At 74.3% G+C, this 14,584-nt stretch carries 12 protein-coding genes; 4 read left to right on the plus strand and 8 right to left on the minus strand.

Going from position 1 to position 14,584, the window contains the following annotated elements; translation table 11 throughout:
* Positions 1–127: 127 nt before the first annotated feature.
* Positions 128–964, plus strand: coding sequence for a GNAT family N-acetyltransferase (locus ACIP64_RS22190; RefSeq protein ID WP_401589352.1), 837 nt, complete (start codon positions 128–130; stop codon positions 962–964).
* 10 nt (positions 965–974) lie between these two features.
* Here ACIP64_RS22190 and ACIP64_RS22195 read toward each other — a convergent pair whose 3' ends face one another.
* Together ACIP64_RS22195 and ACIP64_RS22200 are read right to left on the minus strand one after the other, a co-directional pair.
* Positions 975–1,880 (minus strand): slipin family protein, encoded by a 906-nt coding sequence (locus tag ACIP64_RS22195; protein WP_401589497.1) that lies wholly within the window; start codon positions 1,878–1,880, stop codon positions 975–977.
* Positions 1,881–2,419: 539 nt separating this feature from the next.
* Positions 2,420–3,340: a MerR family transcriptional regulator gene (locus ACIP64_RS22200; protein ID WP_401589354.1), complete on the minus strand. Its 921-nt coding sequence runs from the start codon at positions 3,338–3,340 to the stop codon at positions 2,420–2,422.
* A gap of 98 nt (positions 3,341–3,438) precedes the next feature.
* Between ACIP64_RS22200 and ACIP64_RS22205 the strand changes: the two genes are divergently transcribed.
* Positions 3,439–4,959 (plus strand): alpha/beta hydrolase, encoded by a 1,521-nt coding sequence (locus ACIP64_RS22205; RefSeq protein WP_401589356.1) that lies wholly within the window; start codon positions 3,439–3,441, stop codon positions 4,957–4,959.
* A gap of 1 nt (position 4,960) precedes the next feature.
* Here the strand turns inward: ACIP64_RS22205 and ACIP64_RS22210 are convergent, their stop codons facing one another.
* The gene (locus ACIP64_RS22210) at positions 4,961–5,923 is read right to left on the minus strand and encodes a helix-turn-helix transcriptional regulator (RefSeq protein ID WP_401589359.1); all 963 of its coding nucleotides are present in this window, start codon (positions 5,921–5,923) and stop codon (positions 4,961–4,963) included.
* Between the two features lie 61 nt (positions 5,924–5,984).
* Here ACIP64_RS22210 and ACIP64_RS22215 point away from each other — a divergent pair, with 61 nt between their 5' ends.
* The gene (locus ACIP64_RS22215) at positions 5,985–7,118 is read left to right on the plus strand and encodes a winged helix DNA-binding domain-containing protein (protein ID WP_401589362.1); all 1,134 of its coding nucleotides are present in this window, start codon (positions 5,985–5,987) and stop codon (positions 7,116–7,118) included.
* Here ACIP64_RS22215 and ACIP64_RS22220 read toward each other — a convergent pair.
* The 3 genes from ACIP64_RS22220 to ACIP64_RS22230 form a co-directional block, all read right to left on the minus strand.
* Positions 7,112–8,002 carry a S1 family peptidase gene (locus ACIP64_RS22220; protein ID WP_401589364.1) on the minus strand — a complete coding sequence of 297 codons (891 nt, stop codon included), beginning with the start codon at positions 8,000–8,002 and terminating at the stop codon, positions 7,112–7,114. The two genes, ACIP64_RS22215 and ACIP64_RS22220, sit on opposite strands and share 7 nt — an antisense overlap.
* A gap of 125 nt (positions 8,003–8,127) precedes the next feature.
* Entirely contained in the window at positions 8,128–9,189 is a 1,062-nt protein-coding gene (locus tag ACIP64_RS22225; protein ID WP_401589366.1) for a S1 family peptidase, read from the minus strand.
* A gap of 455 nt (positions 9,190–9,644) precedes the next feature.
* On the minus strand, positions 9,645–10,844 hold the full coding sequence (locus ACIP64_RS22230; protein ID WP_401589369.1) for a DUF5685 family protein: 1,200 nt from the start codon (positions 10,842–10,844) through the stop codon (positions 9,645–9,647).
* 295 nt (positions 10,845–11,139) lie between these two features.
* On the opposite strand from ACIP64_RS22230, the gene ACIP64_RS22235 reads away from it, so the two are divergent.
* The gene (locus ACIP64_RS22235; protein ID WP_401589371.1) at positions 11,140–11,589 is read left to right on the plus strand and encodes a cell division protein SepF; all 450 of its coding nucleotides are present in this window, start codon (positions 11,140–11,142) and stop codon (positions 11,587–11,589) included.
* Between the two features lie 33 nt (positions 11,590–11,622).
* Here the strand turns inward: ACIP64_RS22235 and ACIP64_RS22240 are convergent, their stop codons facing one another.
* Both ACIP64_RS22240 and ACIP64_RS22245 read right to left on the minus strand, forming a co-directional pair.
* Positions 11,623–12,807, minus strand: a complete 1,185-nt coding sequence (locus ACIP64_RS22240; protein ID WP_401589373.1) for an acyl-CoA dehydrogenase family protein — start codon at positions 12,805–12,807, stop codon at positions 11,623–11,625.
* 80 nt (positions 12,808–12,887) lie between these two features.
* Complete coding sequence (locus ACIP64_RS22245; protein ID WP_401589375.1) at positions 12,888–14,519, minus strand: MFS transporter; 1,632 nt, start codon at positions 14,517–14,519, stop codon at positions 12,888–12,890.
* Positions 14,520–14,584 lie beyond the last annotated feature (65 nt).

Here is a 14,584-nt window from a genome sequence, read left to right on the forward strand (position 1 = left end):
GCGGGGTCCGGTTGTCGACAGCGGGGACGGCGGCGCCGTGCGGCCTGTCATACGGAGCGGGGGCGCGTCGCGTTCAGCACGGGAAATTCGGTCGACCCCGCCCGGGGCATGTGGTGGACTCCGCCCGATGAGCACTCCCGGACTTTCCGCGACGGCGCTGGAGTACCGCGCCGCGTACGACGCACAGCTGCGTGCCCGCGTCCCCGACGGCTTCTCCCGGCACGCGTCGGTGGAGCGGGTCGGCCCCCTGCTGCGCAAGATCTACCGCCACGGCGAGGCGGGCTTCCTCGACTACCGCGACCTCGGCGGGCTGGACGGGCCGGAGCTGGACGCCCTGATCGCCGGGGAGCGGGACCACTTCGCCGGACTCGGCACGGCGGTGGAGTGGAAGTACTTCGCGCACGACCTGCCGCCGGGGCTGCCGGAGCGCCTGACGGCGGCCGGCTTCACGCCCGACGAGCCGGAGACGGTGCTGGTCGGCGAGGCCGCGCCACTGGCCGGCGAGCCGCGGCTGCCGGAGGGCGTGACGCTGCGCGAGGTCACCTCACGCGCGGACTTCGAACGCATCCGCGCCATGGAGGAGGAGATCTGGGGAGTCGGCCACGACTGGCTGCCGGACATGCTGGAGAGCGAGGTGGCCGGGCCGGGGGACCCGTGCGTGGTGGTCGTCGCCGAGAGCGGGGACACCGTGGTCTGCGCGGGCTGGGCCCGCTTCCACCAGGGCACGGACTTCGTGTCGCTGTGGGGCGGCTCGACGCTGCCGCAGTGGCGCGGGCGCGGTGTCTACCGGGCGACGGTGGCGCACCGGGCCCGGCTGGCGGTGGCCGCGGGCCATCGCTTCGTGCAGGTCGACGCCTCGGCGGACAGCGCTCCGGTCCTGCGGCGGCTGGGGCTGGTGGCGGTCACGACGACCGTGCCGTACCTGTGGCAGCCCGACGCGGGAACGGCGGACGGCCCGGCCTGAGGCCCCGGCGTCAGACGGCGTCGGACGGCCGCGGCGCCCGGATGCTGTCCAGCAGCGGCTCCGGCAGCTCGCCGGGGGCACCGCCCTGGACCGGTTCGGCGGCGGGCGGCACCGCGGATTCCTCCGGCGCCGCGGCCGGGCCGGCGGGGGCAGCAGTGCCCGGGCCCGGCTGGGCGCGTTCCAGGAAGCGCAGCAGTTCCACCGGGAACGGCAGGACGAGCGTGGAGTTCTTCTCGGCGGCCACCGCGACGACCGTCTGCAGCAGCCGCAACTGCAGCGCGGCCGGTTCCTCGCCCATCACGTGCGCGGCCTGCGCCAGCTTCTTGGACGCCTGGAACTCCGCGTCCGCGTTGATGATCCGGGCCCGGCGCTCCCGCTCGGACTCGGCCTGGCGGGCCATCGAGCGCTTCATCGTCTCCGGCAGCGACACGTCCTTGATCTCGACGCGGTCGATCTGCACGCCCCAGCCGATGGCGGGGCTGTCGATCATCAGCTCCAGGCCCTGGTTGAGCTTCTCCCGGTTGGACAGCAGGTCGTCCAGATCGCTCTTGCCGATGATCGAGCGCAGCGAGGTCTGGGCCATCTGCGAGACCGCGAAGCGGTAGTCCTCGACGTTGATGATCGCGTCGGCGGCGTTGACGACCTTGAAGTAGACCACCGCGTCGACCCGGACGGTGACGTTGTCGCGGGTGATGCCCTCCTGGGCGGGCACCGGCATCGTCACGATCTGCAGGTTCACCTTCCGCATCCGGTCGACGACCGGGACGACCATCGTGAACCCCGGCCCCCGGATCCCGCCCCTGACCCGGCCGAGGCGGAACACCACACCCCGCTCGAATTGCTGCACGACGCGGGCCCCGGCCACGAAGTACAGAGCTCCGGCCGAGAGCACCGCGGCTATCAACTCGACGACCATCACGGCCCCCTGCCGTCCGGGATCGCGTACTTCCACGGTACCTCGCGGTCAATCCACCGGATACGGGCGAGGATGCCCCGATCCGACGGGCGGGTACCGGCGGCTGCCGCCGGGGGGTGCCCCGCACGGCGGGGAGCCGTCTTCCCGGACGATGCGCAACGCGGCGTGGGGCCCCTGGCCGAATGCGGGGGGAGTGCCGCGCCCCGGGGCACCTCCCAGGTCCGTGGGCATGCTCGCGGTGTGGCCGTCCCCCCGCCACCACGGCCCGCCGACCTGCACCCGCGTGTTCCGGCGGGAGCTGAGGATGCCCGGTGCGCGGGACTGCCGGCGCCACGACGCCAAGGGCGCCGTGAGCTCGTCGCCGAGGGCGCCGTCCCTTCGTCACCCCCCCTGACCGAGCGCGTCACAAACCCGGTCGGCCCGACCGGACGCCTCGCTGTCCTGACGGGCGCGGGCACGGCCAAGCGGGCATCGGGATCGGCCGCCGCCGAGACCCTGGCCGCGGCCGTTCCCCAGCGGTCGCCGGGGAAGGGCAGGCTTCAGGCCGCGTCCGGGCCCGACAGGGCCGTGCGCAGCCAGTCGTCGGCGGCGCCCGGGGTGGGCCGCGCCGGGCCCCACAGCTGCGCGGCGAGCTGCCAGTACAGGTCGGCGCGGGGCTCCGCGGCGAGCAGTCCGGCGAGCAGGCTCCGGAAGGCGGGCGTGTCCCGGGTGCGGTACGCCAGGGCATAGGCGGACACGAAGCAGTCCAGCGCGTCGCCCTCGCGCGGTTCCCGTCCGGCCAGCAGTTCTCCGGCGGCCAGGTCGTACGCCTCCCCGAGTCCTTCGTAGAGCGCGGCGGGGCGGCCGCCGGCGCCGGACCAGTGGTCCGCGGGCCGCAGGCGCCCGTCGTCGGGGCAGGCGCCCGTGGTGAAGGCGTGCAGCCGGGCGAAGGCGAGCACCTGGTCCGGCGTCGGGTCGCCGGGAGGCTCGGGCACCGACAACTCCAGGATCCGGCCGACCAGTCCGGCCGGCAGCCGCGGCGGCAGCCAGCGCCGCCAGAAGCGCCTCATCGGGGCGGTGCTGGGCGGGGTGGACAGCGCGCCGACCAGCCGCAGCCGGTCGGCGCGCTCCGCGGCGGTGCAGTCGCGGAGCGCGTGCAGGGCGGCCTCCCGCCAGCGCAGCGCCGACAGTTGGGTGCCGAGCTCGCGCAGCCGCCCGGCGACGGCGTCCTCCAGCGCGTCCGCCAGGGCGTCCTCCCGGTCCAGCAGCCGGCCCACGTCCGGGACCGGCAGGTCGAGGCTGCGCAGGGAGCGGATCAGCCGGAGCCGGTCGAGCGCGCCGGGGCCGTACCGGCGGTGTCCCCCGGCGCTGCGGCCCGCCTCGGGCAGCAGGCCGCGGTCGGAGTAGAAGCGGACGGTCTTCACGGTGACGCCGGCGTGCGCGGCCAGTTCCCCGATGCTCCACAGGCCGTCAGGCGGCACGGCTTGAACCTCCCTCAGGGGGAGTTCCTACGGTACCGGCGAGCGCGCGGACCCGGTACGGCGCCGGGTCCGGCGAACCACGTGTACGGGAGGCGTTCATGACGGTGTTCATCCTGGTGTCCGAGGCCCACACGGGCGGCTGGATCTGGCACGACGTGGCGGCGCAGTTGCGGGAGTCGGGCGCGCGGGCCTGTCCCGTGACGCTCACCGGCATGGGCGGGGGCGGCGCCGTCGCGGGACCGGGCACGGACCTGGAGACGCATGTCGGGGACGTGCTGCGGGCCGTCGACGCCGCCGGCGACGCGGCGGAGGTGGTGCTCGTCGGCCACGGCTACGGCATCCATCCGGTGGCCGGGGCCGCCGACCGCCGCCCGGAGCGGGTCGCCCGCGTGGTCCACCTCGACGCGGGGATCCCCCGGGACGGCGACCCGGCGCTGGCGCTCGTGCCCGATCCCGCGGTCGGCGAACAGCTGCGGCACACCGCCGGACGGCCCGGGGACGGCGGGCTCGTCGCCCCGCCCGGCCGGGACCGGTGGCAGCGCTGGGGCAGCCTCGACGGTGTGGCGGAGGAGGCGCTGGCCCGGCTGGCCCGGCTCGCCGCGCCGCAGCCCGCGGGGACGTTGACCCAGCCGCTCCGGCTCTCCGGGGCGGGGGCCGGGGTGCCGTCCACCGGCGTGCTGTGCACCGCCAACGGGTCGACCATCGCCCGGGTCGAGGCCCTGGCCGGCTTCGGCGACCCGCGGCTGCGGGCGCTCGTCGACCCGCGGGTGACCTTCTTCGAACTCGCCACCGGGCACTGGCCGATGCTGTCCGCCCCCGCCGAACTGGCCGGCGTGCTCCTGCGGGCCGCCGCGGGCGAGGGGTACCGGCTCCGGGGGGCGGAGGCCGAACTCCCGCCCCACCTGCGGCCCTTCCTGATGGACCTGCCGGAACGGCCGCGGGAGCGGCACGGGCGGGTCGATCTGCACCTGCCCGACGCCGACGGTCCCCGGCCCGCGGTGGTCCTCGTGCACGGCGGTCCGGTCCCCGCGGGCGTGCGGCCGACACCGCGCGACTGGTCCTGCTTCACCGGCTACGGCCGGTACCTCGCCGGGCTGGGCGCGGTCGGCGCGGTCGTGGACCACCGGCTGCACGGCATGGCCGACTTCGCGCGCGCAGCGGACGACATCGCCGAGGCGGTGGAGCTCGTCCGCGGCGATCCCCGCGTCGACGGCGACCGCGTGGCCCTGTGGTTCTTCTCGGGCGGCGGGCTGCTCGCGGCGGACTGGCTGGCCGCGCCGCCCGCCTGGCTGCGGTGCGTCGCGGCGACCTACCCCGTGCTCGCGCCCCTGCCGAACTGGGGCATGGTGGAGGCCCGTTTCCGCCCCGCGGCCGCGCTGCGCACGGCCGGTTCCCTTCCGGTGGTGCTGACCCGCGTGGGGCGGGAGGCGCCGGACATCGCCGCCACGGTCGCGGACTTCCTCTCCGCCGCCGAGGGGTTCGGCGCCCGCGTCGAGGTGGTCGACGTGCCGCACGGCCGCCACGGCTTCGAGACCCTCGACCCCACCGACGAGTCCCGCGCCGCCGCCGCCCGCGCCGCCGGCTCCGTGCTGCGGCACCTGGGCCTTGCCACGTCCTGAGCTATGCGTCGCCGCCCGCGCCGCGGGCCAGGCGGGCGGCGACGTCGCGCAGGTGCGCGGCCAGTTCGGGGGGTTCGTGGACCTCGAAGTCGACGCCGAGCGTGCCGATGTAGAGGGCGAGGACGTCCAGGGACTCCGCGCCGGTGCGCACGATGCAGCGGTCGGGGCCGGCGGCCTCGATGGTGGCGAAGCCCCAGGAGGCCCGGTCGGCGAGGGACTCGGCGGAGGCGTGCAGCGTCACGACCGCCTGGTGCCGGTAGGCGCGGGAGGTGACGCCGCGGGCGACGTAGGCGGCGGCGTCCGTGGGCGGCCGGCGGGGGGCGAAACGCGGCCCGGTGGGGGACTTGGGCTCCATGCGGTCGACGCGGAAGGTCCGCCAGTCCTGGCGGTCGGTGTCCCACGCCAGCAGGTACCAGCGGCGGCCGTGGTGGACGAGGCTGTGCGGCTCGGCGGTGCGGCGGCCGGCCGTCCCGTCGTGCGTGAGGTAGTCGAACCGCAGGCGTTCGCGGTCGCGGCAGGCCGCGCCGATCAGCGCCAGGACGTCCGGGGCCACGGCATCGGCCGCCGCGGGGGGACGGGAGACGGCGACCGCCCCCATGGCCTGGACCCGGTGCCGGAGCCGGGACGGAAGCACCTGCTCCAGTTTGGCCAGGGCCCGCAGGGACGTCTCCTCGATGCCCTCGACGCTGCCGCCCGCGCCCGTGCGCAGGCACAGGGCGACGGCGATCGCCTCCTCGTCGTCGAGCAGCAGCGGCGGCAGGGCGGCGCCCGCCCCCAGGCGGTAGCCGCCGGTGGTGCCGGGCGAGGCGTGCACGGGGTAGCCGAGCGCGCGCAGCCGTTCCACGTCACGGCGCACGGTCCGGGCGGTGACCTCGAGACGTCCGGCCAGCTCGGGGCCGGTCCAGTCGCGCCGCGACTGGAGCAGGGAGAGCAGCCGCAGCAGGCGGGCGGAGGTTTCCAGCACGTGCCCAGTCTGGCAGCCATCGCGGACAGCTCCTGACCGCAATCGTGGTTACGGTGCCGCCATGGAGACGGAGACCGTGCCCGAGGGCACCGCCCTGGACCGCCGCACCCTCAACCGCTCGTTGCTGGCCCGCCAGTTCCTGCTGCGGCGGGCGGACGTGAGCGCGGAACACGTGCTCGGGCACCTGGTGGGGCTTCAGGCGCAGGAGCCGCAGGACCCGTACGTGGCGCTGTGGTCGCGGATCGCGGACTTCGAGCCGGGCGAGCTGTCCGGGATGCTGACGGACCGCCGCGCGGTCCGGATGTCCCTGCTGCGCTGGACCGTTCACCTGGTGGCCGCGCAGGACTGCATGGTGCTGCGCCCGGTCGTCCAGGACGTCCTGGAACGGCGGCTGCTCGGGCAGTTCCGGCGGCAGCTCGACGGGCTGGATCTCGCGGAGGTCGCCGAGGCGGGCCGCGTGCTCCTGGCCGCCGGCCCGCTGTCCGCGAGCCGGCTCGGCGACGGCCTGCGCGAGCGGTGGCCGGAGCGCGAACGGCTCCCGCTGAGCCTGGCGGTGACCGCCTGCGTGCCCACGGTCCAGCCGCCGCCGCGCGGACTGTGGCGGACGCCGGGCGCCGCGCTGCAGACCCCGGCCGAGCAGTGGCTCGGCCGGACCTTCGAGGCCGCCGGGGACCGCGGACCGGAGCGGACGGTGCTGCGCTACCTCGCCGCGTTCGGCCCCGCGGCGGTCAGGGACGTCGCCGTGTGGTCCGGGCTCACCGGGGTGCGCGCGGTCGTCGACCGGCTCCGCCCCCGGCTGCGGGTCTACCGCGACGAGCACGGCGCCGAGTTGTACGACGTCCCCGGCGCGCCCTTCCCCGATCCCGGGACGCCGGCCCCGCCCCGCTTCCTGCCGCAGTACGACAACATCGTGCTGTCGCACGCCGACCGCTCGCGGATCGTGCCGCCCGGCCCCTCCTCCCCCGTCCCCGCCCTTCCCGGCAGCGGCAGCAACCGGGGCTTCTTCCTCCACGACGGCTTCGTCGGCGGGCTGTGGCGGATCGAGTCGTCGCGCGGCACGGCCGTGCTCCATCTCCTGCCGTACGCGCCCCTGCCGTCCGCGGCGCGCGACGCGCTCGCCGCGGAGGGCGAGCGCCTCCTGGCGTTCGCGGCGCCGGGGACGACGGGAGGTCGGGTGCGCTTCGCCGGTCAGTAGAGAGCGACCCGGTACGCCTTCAGCACCTCGGGCAGCGGCTGGTAGAAGGTCGTGCCACCGCTCGCGCAGTCGCCGCTGCCGCCCGAGGTCAGGCCCAGCGCCTTCGTGCCGTCGTACAACGGGCCGCCGGAGTCGCCGGGCTCGGCGCATATGTCGGTGCGGATGAGGCCGCGGACGATGTCGCCGCCCCCGTAGTTGACGGTGAAGCCGAGCCCGGTGACGGTGCCGCTGTGCACGCCGGTGGTGGAGCCGGCGCGCTTGACGGCCTCGCCGACGTACGCGGCGGCGGCCTTCCTGATGTCCTGCCGGCCGACCGAGCCGGGGTGGCCTTTCGCCGTGTCGTAGCGCACGAGCGCGTAGTCGTCGACCGGGTAGCGATGGGCGACGGTGGTCCCGAGCGGGCGCGTCTGGGCGGCGTCGGCGTACCAGCGGTCCGCGGCCGCCCCGCAGTGACCGGCCGTCAGGAAGTAGCGGACGCCCCCGGAGCGGACGTTGAAGCCGACCGAGCAGCGGAAGCCGCCGCCGTAGGCCGCGGTGCCACCGGAGGCGAAGCGGCGGAGGACGCCGGGGGCGCGTTCGAAGCGGACGGCGCCGTCGTACGGTCCCGCCGCGCGGCGCAGCGCGTCGAGCCCGGCGCGGGAGACCGTCGCGTCGGTGACCACGACCAGCGTGCCGTCGGCGTCGACGGACCATGCGCTGCCGGGGACGTCGGCGGACTCCGCCGCGCGGACCACCGCGGTCAGCTGCGCGGGCGAGGGAGCCGCCTGCGCGGCGGGCAGGGCGGACACGGTGGCCGCGAGCAGTCCGAGCAGCACGGCGAGGTACCCCGCCCCTCTGGCGGTGCCGCTGTGCGAAGTGGTGTCCCTGCGCCCCTTGTTCCTCATTTGTGCCCCCCTACGAGGTTATGCGGTGCCTCGCGGAGTATTGCGACCGTACGGCTTGCGGACAAGAGGGCCGTATGCCGATGTGCCCGGCGGCCGGAGCCGCCGGGCACATCGAGGTGGAAGGGTCAGAAGACGCTGACGCCGTAGGCGCTCAGGGCCTCGGTGACCGGCTGGAAGAACGTGGTGCCGCCGGTGGAGCAGTTGCCGCTGCCGCCCGAGGTCAGACCGAGCGCGACCCCGCCGGAGGTGTACATGGCACCGCCGGAGTCGCCGCCCTCGGCGCAGACGTTGGTGCGGATCATCTGGTAGACCACGTCGCCGTTGCCGTAGTTGACGGTGGCGTTGAGGCCGGTGACCGTACCGCTGTGGATGCCGGTGGTGGAACCGTCACGCAGGACGGCCTGGCCCACGAAGGCGTTGCCGGCGCTGGTGATGTCGGTGTTGCCGGCCGTGCCGCCCTTGGCCACCGAGGTGTTGGTGTACCGGACCAGCGCGTAGTCGTTGGTCGGGAAGCTGTAGCTGACGTTGCTGCCGAGCACCGTCGACTGGCTGGAGTTGGAGTACCAGGTCGAGGCGACCTCGCCGCAGTGACCGGCGGTCAGGAAGTAGTTCGTGCTGCCGCTGCGGACGTTGAAGCCGAGCGAGCAGCGGTAGCCCCCGCCGTAGATGGCGTCGCCGCCGGCGATCAGCCGCTTGAAGGTGCCCGCCGTGCGCCGGAAGGTGACGGCCGCGCCGTAGGGGGCGGTGGCCTGCTGCACCTTGGACAGTTCGGCCCCGGTGACCGTGCTGTCGGCGGTGATCTCCAGGCGGTTGCTCTTGGGGTCGATGACCCACGAGGTGCCCGCGACATCCGCGGCCAGGGCGGCGGCACCGGCCTGGTTCAGCTGCGCGGTGCTGTGCGCGACGAGCTTGGGCACGGCACCGGCGGCACTGACGGCCTGCGCGGCCTTGGTGGTGGTGACGTTGACGACCATGGCCTTGGCCTGGGCGTCGTAGTACGAACCGGCCGTGGAGCCGGTGCCCAGCGACGCGGCGAGCGCCGTGGCAGCCTCCGGAGAGGCCTTGGGGGACGGTGCGGCCTGCGCGGCGGGCAGGGTGAGCGCGGTGGCCGCGAGCAGACCGGACGCGATGGCGATCAGCCGTACGCGTCTGGGGGCGGGGGTGTGCGTCGTGCGCTTGATCCTCACGCTTGTCCTCCTGTGGGGGAACGGAAGTTGACCCGCGTAGCGCGAGCCGGTGAGGCGCAGCGAGGACTCCACCACCGTGGGGGGTGGCGTGCCCCTGTCAAGCCGCTGCGCACAAAGGAGTATTCAAGAGCCGTGCACAATCGCACAAGGGCACCTTTCAGCCGCCCCACCAACCCGAGCACGGTGCCGTCCATACCCACCCACCGGGGATCAGGCGCATGACGAAACGGAGGGGGCGGGGTCGTAGGGGTGGCGTTCTGGACACTGGAGCATATTTGGGTGCACAACCCGGGGCACCCAACGGCAAGCGCCTGAGGCACCTAAATGTGCTGTCCAGAATGGCAGCCCCGGAGGCCCCGCACCCGGCCCCCACACAACGTGCGTCGGGACGCCCGGACTTCCTGAGGCACACGGGAGGGAGGGCGGGGAAAAAACCCGGTCCACGCCGTCAGGCCTCAGCAGTCGCACCCACAACAATCGCACCCATCACAGCAGTCGCCGCAATCGCAACAGTCCCCGCACCCGGAACAATCGCAGTCGCAGTTGGAGCACCACCCCTCGCGCCGCTTCCCCGACCAGGGGTCCTCGTAATGGTCGCGGCAGCAGATCTGGCAGGTGCAGCACAGCACCGACCACATCGCACACCCCGCGAGCAACCCCCGTCCGGGGCCCGGCCGCTGCGGAGGTTCCGGGGCGAGCCACGGCGACGACGACGGCGACGACGGAGGCCGCCCCGCGGCCTGATGCACGCACACCGCGCCGAACGCACGCTCCACCGAGCGGCGCAGTTCGTGCGCCAGCAGCTCATGGGCGAGCCGGCCGTCGTTGAACTCCACGTCCCGCAGCGCCAGTCGGACGCCGCGCACGGCGTCGTCGCACAGCCGCCGGGCCTCGTCCGGGCCGGTCCCGGTGGCCGCCAGCGGGTTCCACGCACCGGCGGCGGCGTCCGCGTCCAGGTCCTCGACCGCGTCCAGCAGGTGCGCCAGCCGGCCGAAGAGGCGGCCCGCCTCCTCCAGCGGTGCGCGGTTGTGCGGCCGTCCGGCCAGCACCGCGGTGTGGCCGAAGGCCGCGGCCGTCGCGGTCTCGGTGGGCTCGGTGACGGTGAGCAGCGGGGTGCCGGGGCCCACGGCCGCCTCGATGGCGGTCTGCCGGTCGACGGCGTCCACCAGCACCGCGGTGTCGAAGCCGAGCGCCGCTCCGGTCGCGGCGCCCGCGCGGTCCCAGCGCCGGGCCATCGTGCGCGCGGCCGCTGCCATCGGGCGGCGCGCCAGCAGTCCGTCGCCGTCGGCCACGTGGTCGCGCATCTTGGCCGAGGCCAGTACCAGGGAGACCGCCGCGGCCAGCCGTGCGCCCTCGCCCTTGGCGACCGGAGCGGTCCGCATGGCCCGCAGCGGGCACGGCCCGGCGGTCCTGCGGGACACAGCCGACACAGCCGCCCGCCGTGCGCCGCCCGCAACGCCATCCGCACCCGTGCCGAGTCCGGTCTGCGCCTCGACCAGCACCGAGATGATCAGGCCGTCGTAATTGGTGGCGGCGCGGGCCAGTTGCCCGTGGTCGTCCCGCAGCGCGAGGCAGAGCCCGCACAGATGGGCCGTCCAGGAGGTGCGCAGAGTCTCCGAAAGCCGGTGCCGGCACGGCCTGACGATTCCGAACATCGCTTCCCCCACACGTCTCGTGCCGCGATGGACCACCTCATCCGCTGGTCATGTTATACGTCAGCCGATTCGGCTATCCGGCCGCGCGGCGTCACCCTCCCGGGCGGGAAACTTTCCGATGATCCGTCAGATGCCCGTATCGCCTGCGTCAACCGGGTACTTCCGGGCAGATTAATGCACCAGGTATGTCACGAATCCCCTCCCTGCCGGGTATCCACTTGGCGCATCCTCCGCATCATGGACGACGATAGGGACGCGGACGGCAAACTGACCGTGTGTGAGAGAGGAGGCGTCCATGGGTTCGGTACGACGCGCGAGCGCCTGGCTGGGCCTCGTCGACGACAACGGCGGCGAGGAGTACTACGACGAGGAGTACGCCGACTACGGCGAGGGCGCCGAGCCGGCCCCGAGCGACTCCTGGGTCACCGACCCCCGTGTGCGCGTGGCCTCCGAGTCGGCGCACGAGCAGGGGCGCCGCATCGCCACGGTCACCCCGGACGGCTTCCGGGACGCCCGCGGCATCGGCGAGCTCTTCCGGGACGGCGTCCCGGTCATCGTCAACCTCACGGCCATGGACTCCGGCGACGCCAAGCGCGTCGTGGACTTCGCGGCCGGCCTCACCTTCGGTCTGCGCGGTTCCATCGAGCGCGTGGCCAACCGGGTCTTCCTGCTGACCCCGCCCGACTACCTCGTCGTCAACGCCGACAGCAAGCGCGGCGGCGACGGCTTCTTCAACCAGAGCTGAGGCCGCCGCTCGGGGTCCCCGCCCCCGGGCCCGTCAGCGGAAGGCGTCGAGGCCCGTGAGGGCCTTGCCCAGGACGAGTTGGTGCATCTCCACCGTGCCCTCGTAGGTGAGCACGGACTCCAGGTTGGTGGCGTGCCGCATGACGGGGTACTCCAGCGAGATCCCGTTCGCGCCCAGGATCGTGCGGGCCGTGCGGCAGATCTCGATCGCCTCGCGGACATTGTTGAGCTTGCCGAAGCTGACCTGTTCGGGCCGCAGCGTGCCCGCGTCCATCCGGCGGCCGAGGTGGTGGGCGAGCAGGATGCCCTTGTGGAGTTCGACCGCCATGTCGGCGAGCTTGGCCTGGGTGAGCTGGAAGCCGCCGATCGGCCGCCCGAACTGCTCGCGCGTCCGCGCGTACTCCAGCGCCGCCTCGAAGCTGCTGCGGGCGGCGCCCATCGCGCCCCAGACGATGCCGTAGCGGGCGTGGTTGAGGCAGCTGAGCGGCCCGCGCAGACCGGTGACCTCCGGCAGCACCGCGTCGGCGGGCAGGCGGACGTCGTCCATGACCAGTTCGCTGGTGACCGAGGCGCGCAGCGACCACTTGTGGGTGATCTCGGGTGCCGAGAAGCCGGGGGTGTCGGTGGGGACGGCGAAGCCGCGGATGCCCTCGTCGGTGCGGGCCCAGACGACGGCGACCCCGGCGACGGAGCCGTTGGTGATCCACATCTTGCGGCCGGTGAGGATCCAGTCGGAGCCGTCGCGCTTGGCGTACGTGCGCATGCCGGCCGGGTCGGAGCCGTGGTCGGGTTCGGTGAGCCCGAAGCAGCCGATCACCTCGCCCGCCGCCATGCGGGGCAGCCACTGCTGCTTCTGCTCCTCGGAGCCGTAGCGGTGGATGGCGTACATCGCCAGCGATCCCTGGACCGAGACCAGCGAGCGGATGCCGGAATCGGCCGCCTCCAGTTCCAGGCAGGCCAGCCCGTACTGGACCGCGGTCGCCCCGGCGCAGCCGTAGCCGGTCAGCGACATCCCGAGCGCCCCGATCGAGCCGAGTTCACGCGCCAGTTCGCGGATGACCGGCAGTTCGCCGCGCTCGTACCACTGCGCCACGTGCGGCAGTACGCGGTCGGCGGCCCAGGCGCGCACGGTGTCCCGCACGGCGCGCTCCTCGTCGCCGAGCAGGTCGTCGAGACCCAGCGGGTCGCCCGGGTCGAACTGCGGCTTTCCAGCGGACATCGTCGTCCCTCCGGTGATCACGGTGCTCCACGCCCGAAGCTACTTGTGCGGCGGGTCCGGGTAAAGACCCCGCTCCCGGCTCAGCGGGACGCCTCCACCGCGGTCATCACGTGGTCGCGCTGCGCGGGGAGCCCGGGTGCGGAGGACGCCGTCTGGCGTGCGGCGCACTCCATGCGGCGCGGCAGCCGCAGCGCGGCCACCGCTCCCAGCAGGAGCAGCGCGGCGCTGACGACGAGGGTGATGTGCAGGCCGTGCACGAAGGCGTGCCGGGCGGCGTGGCGCAGGGAGGCGCCCGCCGTCCCGCCGAGGCGGTCGGAGACCTTGTAGGCCTCGCCGAGCGACTTGCCGGCCGCAACCCGCGCGTCGGCGGGCACGCCGTGGGTCCGGGCGACGCCCGGCGCGTAGGCGGCGTTCATGACGCTGCCGAGCAGGGCGATCCCGAGGCCCGCGCCGAGTTGGTACGAGGTCTCGCCGATCGCGGCGGCGCCGCCGGCGTGCTCGGCCGGGGCCTCGCTCAGCATCGACTCGTACGCCGCGAACAAGGTGGTCTCCAGGCCGAAGCCGAGCAGCACGAAGCAGCCGGTCAGCACCCAGGGCCGGTCGTACTGGCCCATGTGGGTGAGTCCGAGCACGGCGATCGCGGTGAGGACGAAGCCTCCGGCGACCATGGCCCGCGGGCCGAGGCGGGTGAGCATCCGGGAGCCGAGCAGTCCGGCGCCCATGGCGGCGAACGTCAGGGGCAGCAGCCGCAGCCCGGTCGCCAGGGGGCTGAGGCCGAGGATGAGCTGGAGGTACTGGACGGCGATGAGCTCCAGGCCGACCAGGGCCAGCAGCGCCAGCACGATGCACCCCACGGAGGTGCCGAAGGCCGGGCGGCGGAACATCCCTATGTCGATCAGCGGGTGTTCGCGCCGGTTCTGCCGCCGTACGAAGAGCACCAGCAGCAGGCAGCCGCCGAGCAGCGGCACCAGCACGGAGGGCTCGTACACCGCGGCCCCGCCGCCGAGCCGCTTCACCCCGAGGATCGCGCCGAGCACGCCGAGGGCCGCCATCAGCGCGCCGACCACGTCCCACGGGCCGTCCTGATCACCGCGGGACTCCGGCAGCAGCCAGCGGGCGACCGGGAGGATGACCACCATCAGGGGGATGTTGATCAGGAAGACCGAGCCCCACCAGAAGTTCTCGACGAGGAAGCCGCCGAGGACCGGCCCGACCGCCGCGCCGACGGCGGCGACGGCGCTCCACACGCCGATGGCCACCGCCCGCTCCCGGCGGTCGGGGAAGACCTGCCGCAGGATCGACAGCGTGGCCGGCATGATCATCGCGCCGCCGACGCCGAGCAGCGCCCGGGCCCCGATCAGGATCTCGGGGGTCGGGGCGAACGCCGCCACCGCGGAGGCGGCGGCGAAGATCGCGTACCCGAGCAGCAGGATGCGGCGTCTGCCGACACGGTCGCCGAGGGTGCCGAAGAGGATCAGCAGGGACGCGGCGACGAGCGGATAGGCGTCGACGATCCACAGCAGCGCTATCGCGCTGGGACGCAGGTCCTCGCTCACGGCGGGGACGGCGACGTGCAGCACGGTCGCGTCGAGTGCGACGAGCAGCAGGCTGACGCAGAGGACGATGAGGACGGTCCAGCGGCTGACCGGTCGGCTGTGCCGCAGGGGGACGGCGGCCGACCCGGGGATGCCGGGCGAGGTCGTCCCGGTCATGTACGTACCTCCCAGCGGTGCGCTCGCGGTGCGGCCGGGCAGGACGATGGGGAACGGTCCCGGGG

Source organism: Streptomyces sp. NPDC088733, from assembly GCF_044751185.1.
GTDB lineage: Bacteria > Actinomycetota > Actinomycetes > Streptomycetales > Streptomycetaceae > Actinacidiphila.

Coding starts and splice junctions, on each gene's coding strand:
- ACIP64_RS22235 (WP_401589371.1), top strand. CDS start 11,140: ATGGGTTCGGTACGACGCGCGAGCGCCTGGCTGGGCCTCGTCGACGAC.
- ACIP64_RS22240 (WP_401589373.1), bottom strand. CDS start 12,807: ATGTCCGCTGGAAAGCCGCAGTTCGACCCGGGCGACCCGCTGGGTCTC.
- ACIP64_RS22205 (WP_401589356.1), top strand. CDS start 3,439: ATGACGGTGTTCATCCTGGTGTCCGAGGCCCACACGGGCGGCTGGATC.
- ACIP64_RS22220 (WP_401589364.1), bottom strand. CDS start 8,002: ATGAGGAACAAGGGGCGCAGGGACACCACTTCGCACAGCGGCACCGCC.
- ACIP64_RS22215 (WP_401589362.1), top strand. CDS start 5,985: ATGGAGACGGAGACCGTGCCCGAGGGCACCGCCCTGGACCGCCGCACC.
- ACIP64_RS22230 (WP_401589369.1), bottom strand. CDS start 10,844: ATGTTCGGAATCGTCAGGCCGTGCCGGCACCGGCTTTCGGAGACTCTG.
- ACIP64_RS22195 (WP_401589497.1), bottom strand. CDS start 1,880: ATGGTCGTCGAGTTGATAGCCGCGGTGCTCTCGGCCGGAGCTCTGTAC.
- ACIP64_RS22190 (WP_401589352.1), top strand. CDS start 128: ATGAGCACTCCCGGACTTTCCGCGACGGCGCTGGAGTACCGCGCCGCG.
- ACIP64_RS22245 (WP_401589375.1), bottom strand. CDS start 14,519: ATGACCGGGACGACCTCGCCCGGCATCCCCGGGTCGGCCGCCGTCCCC.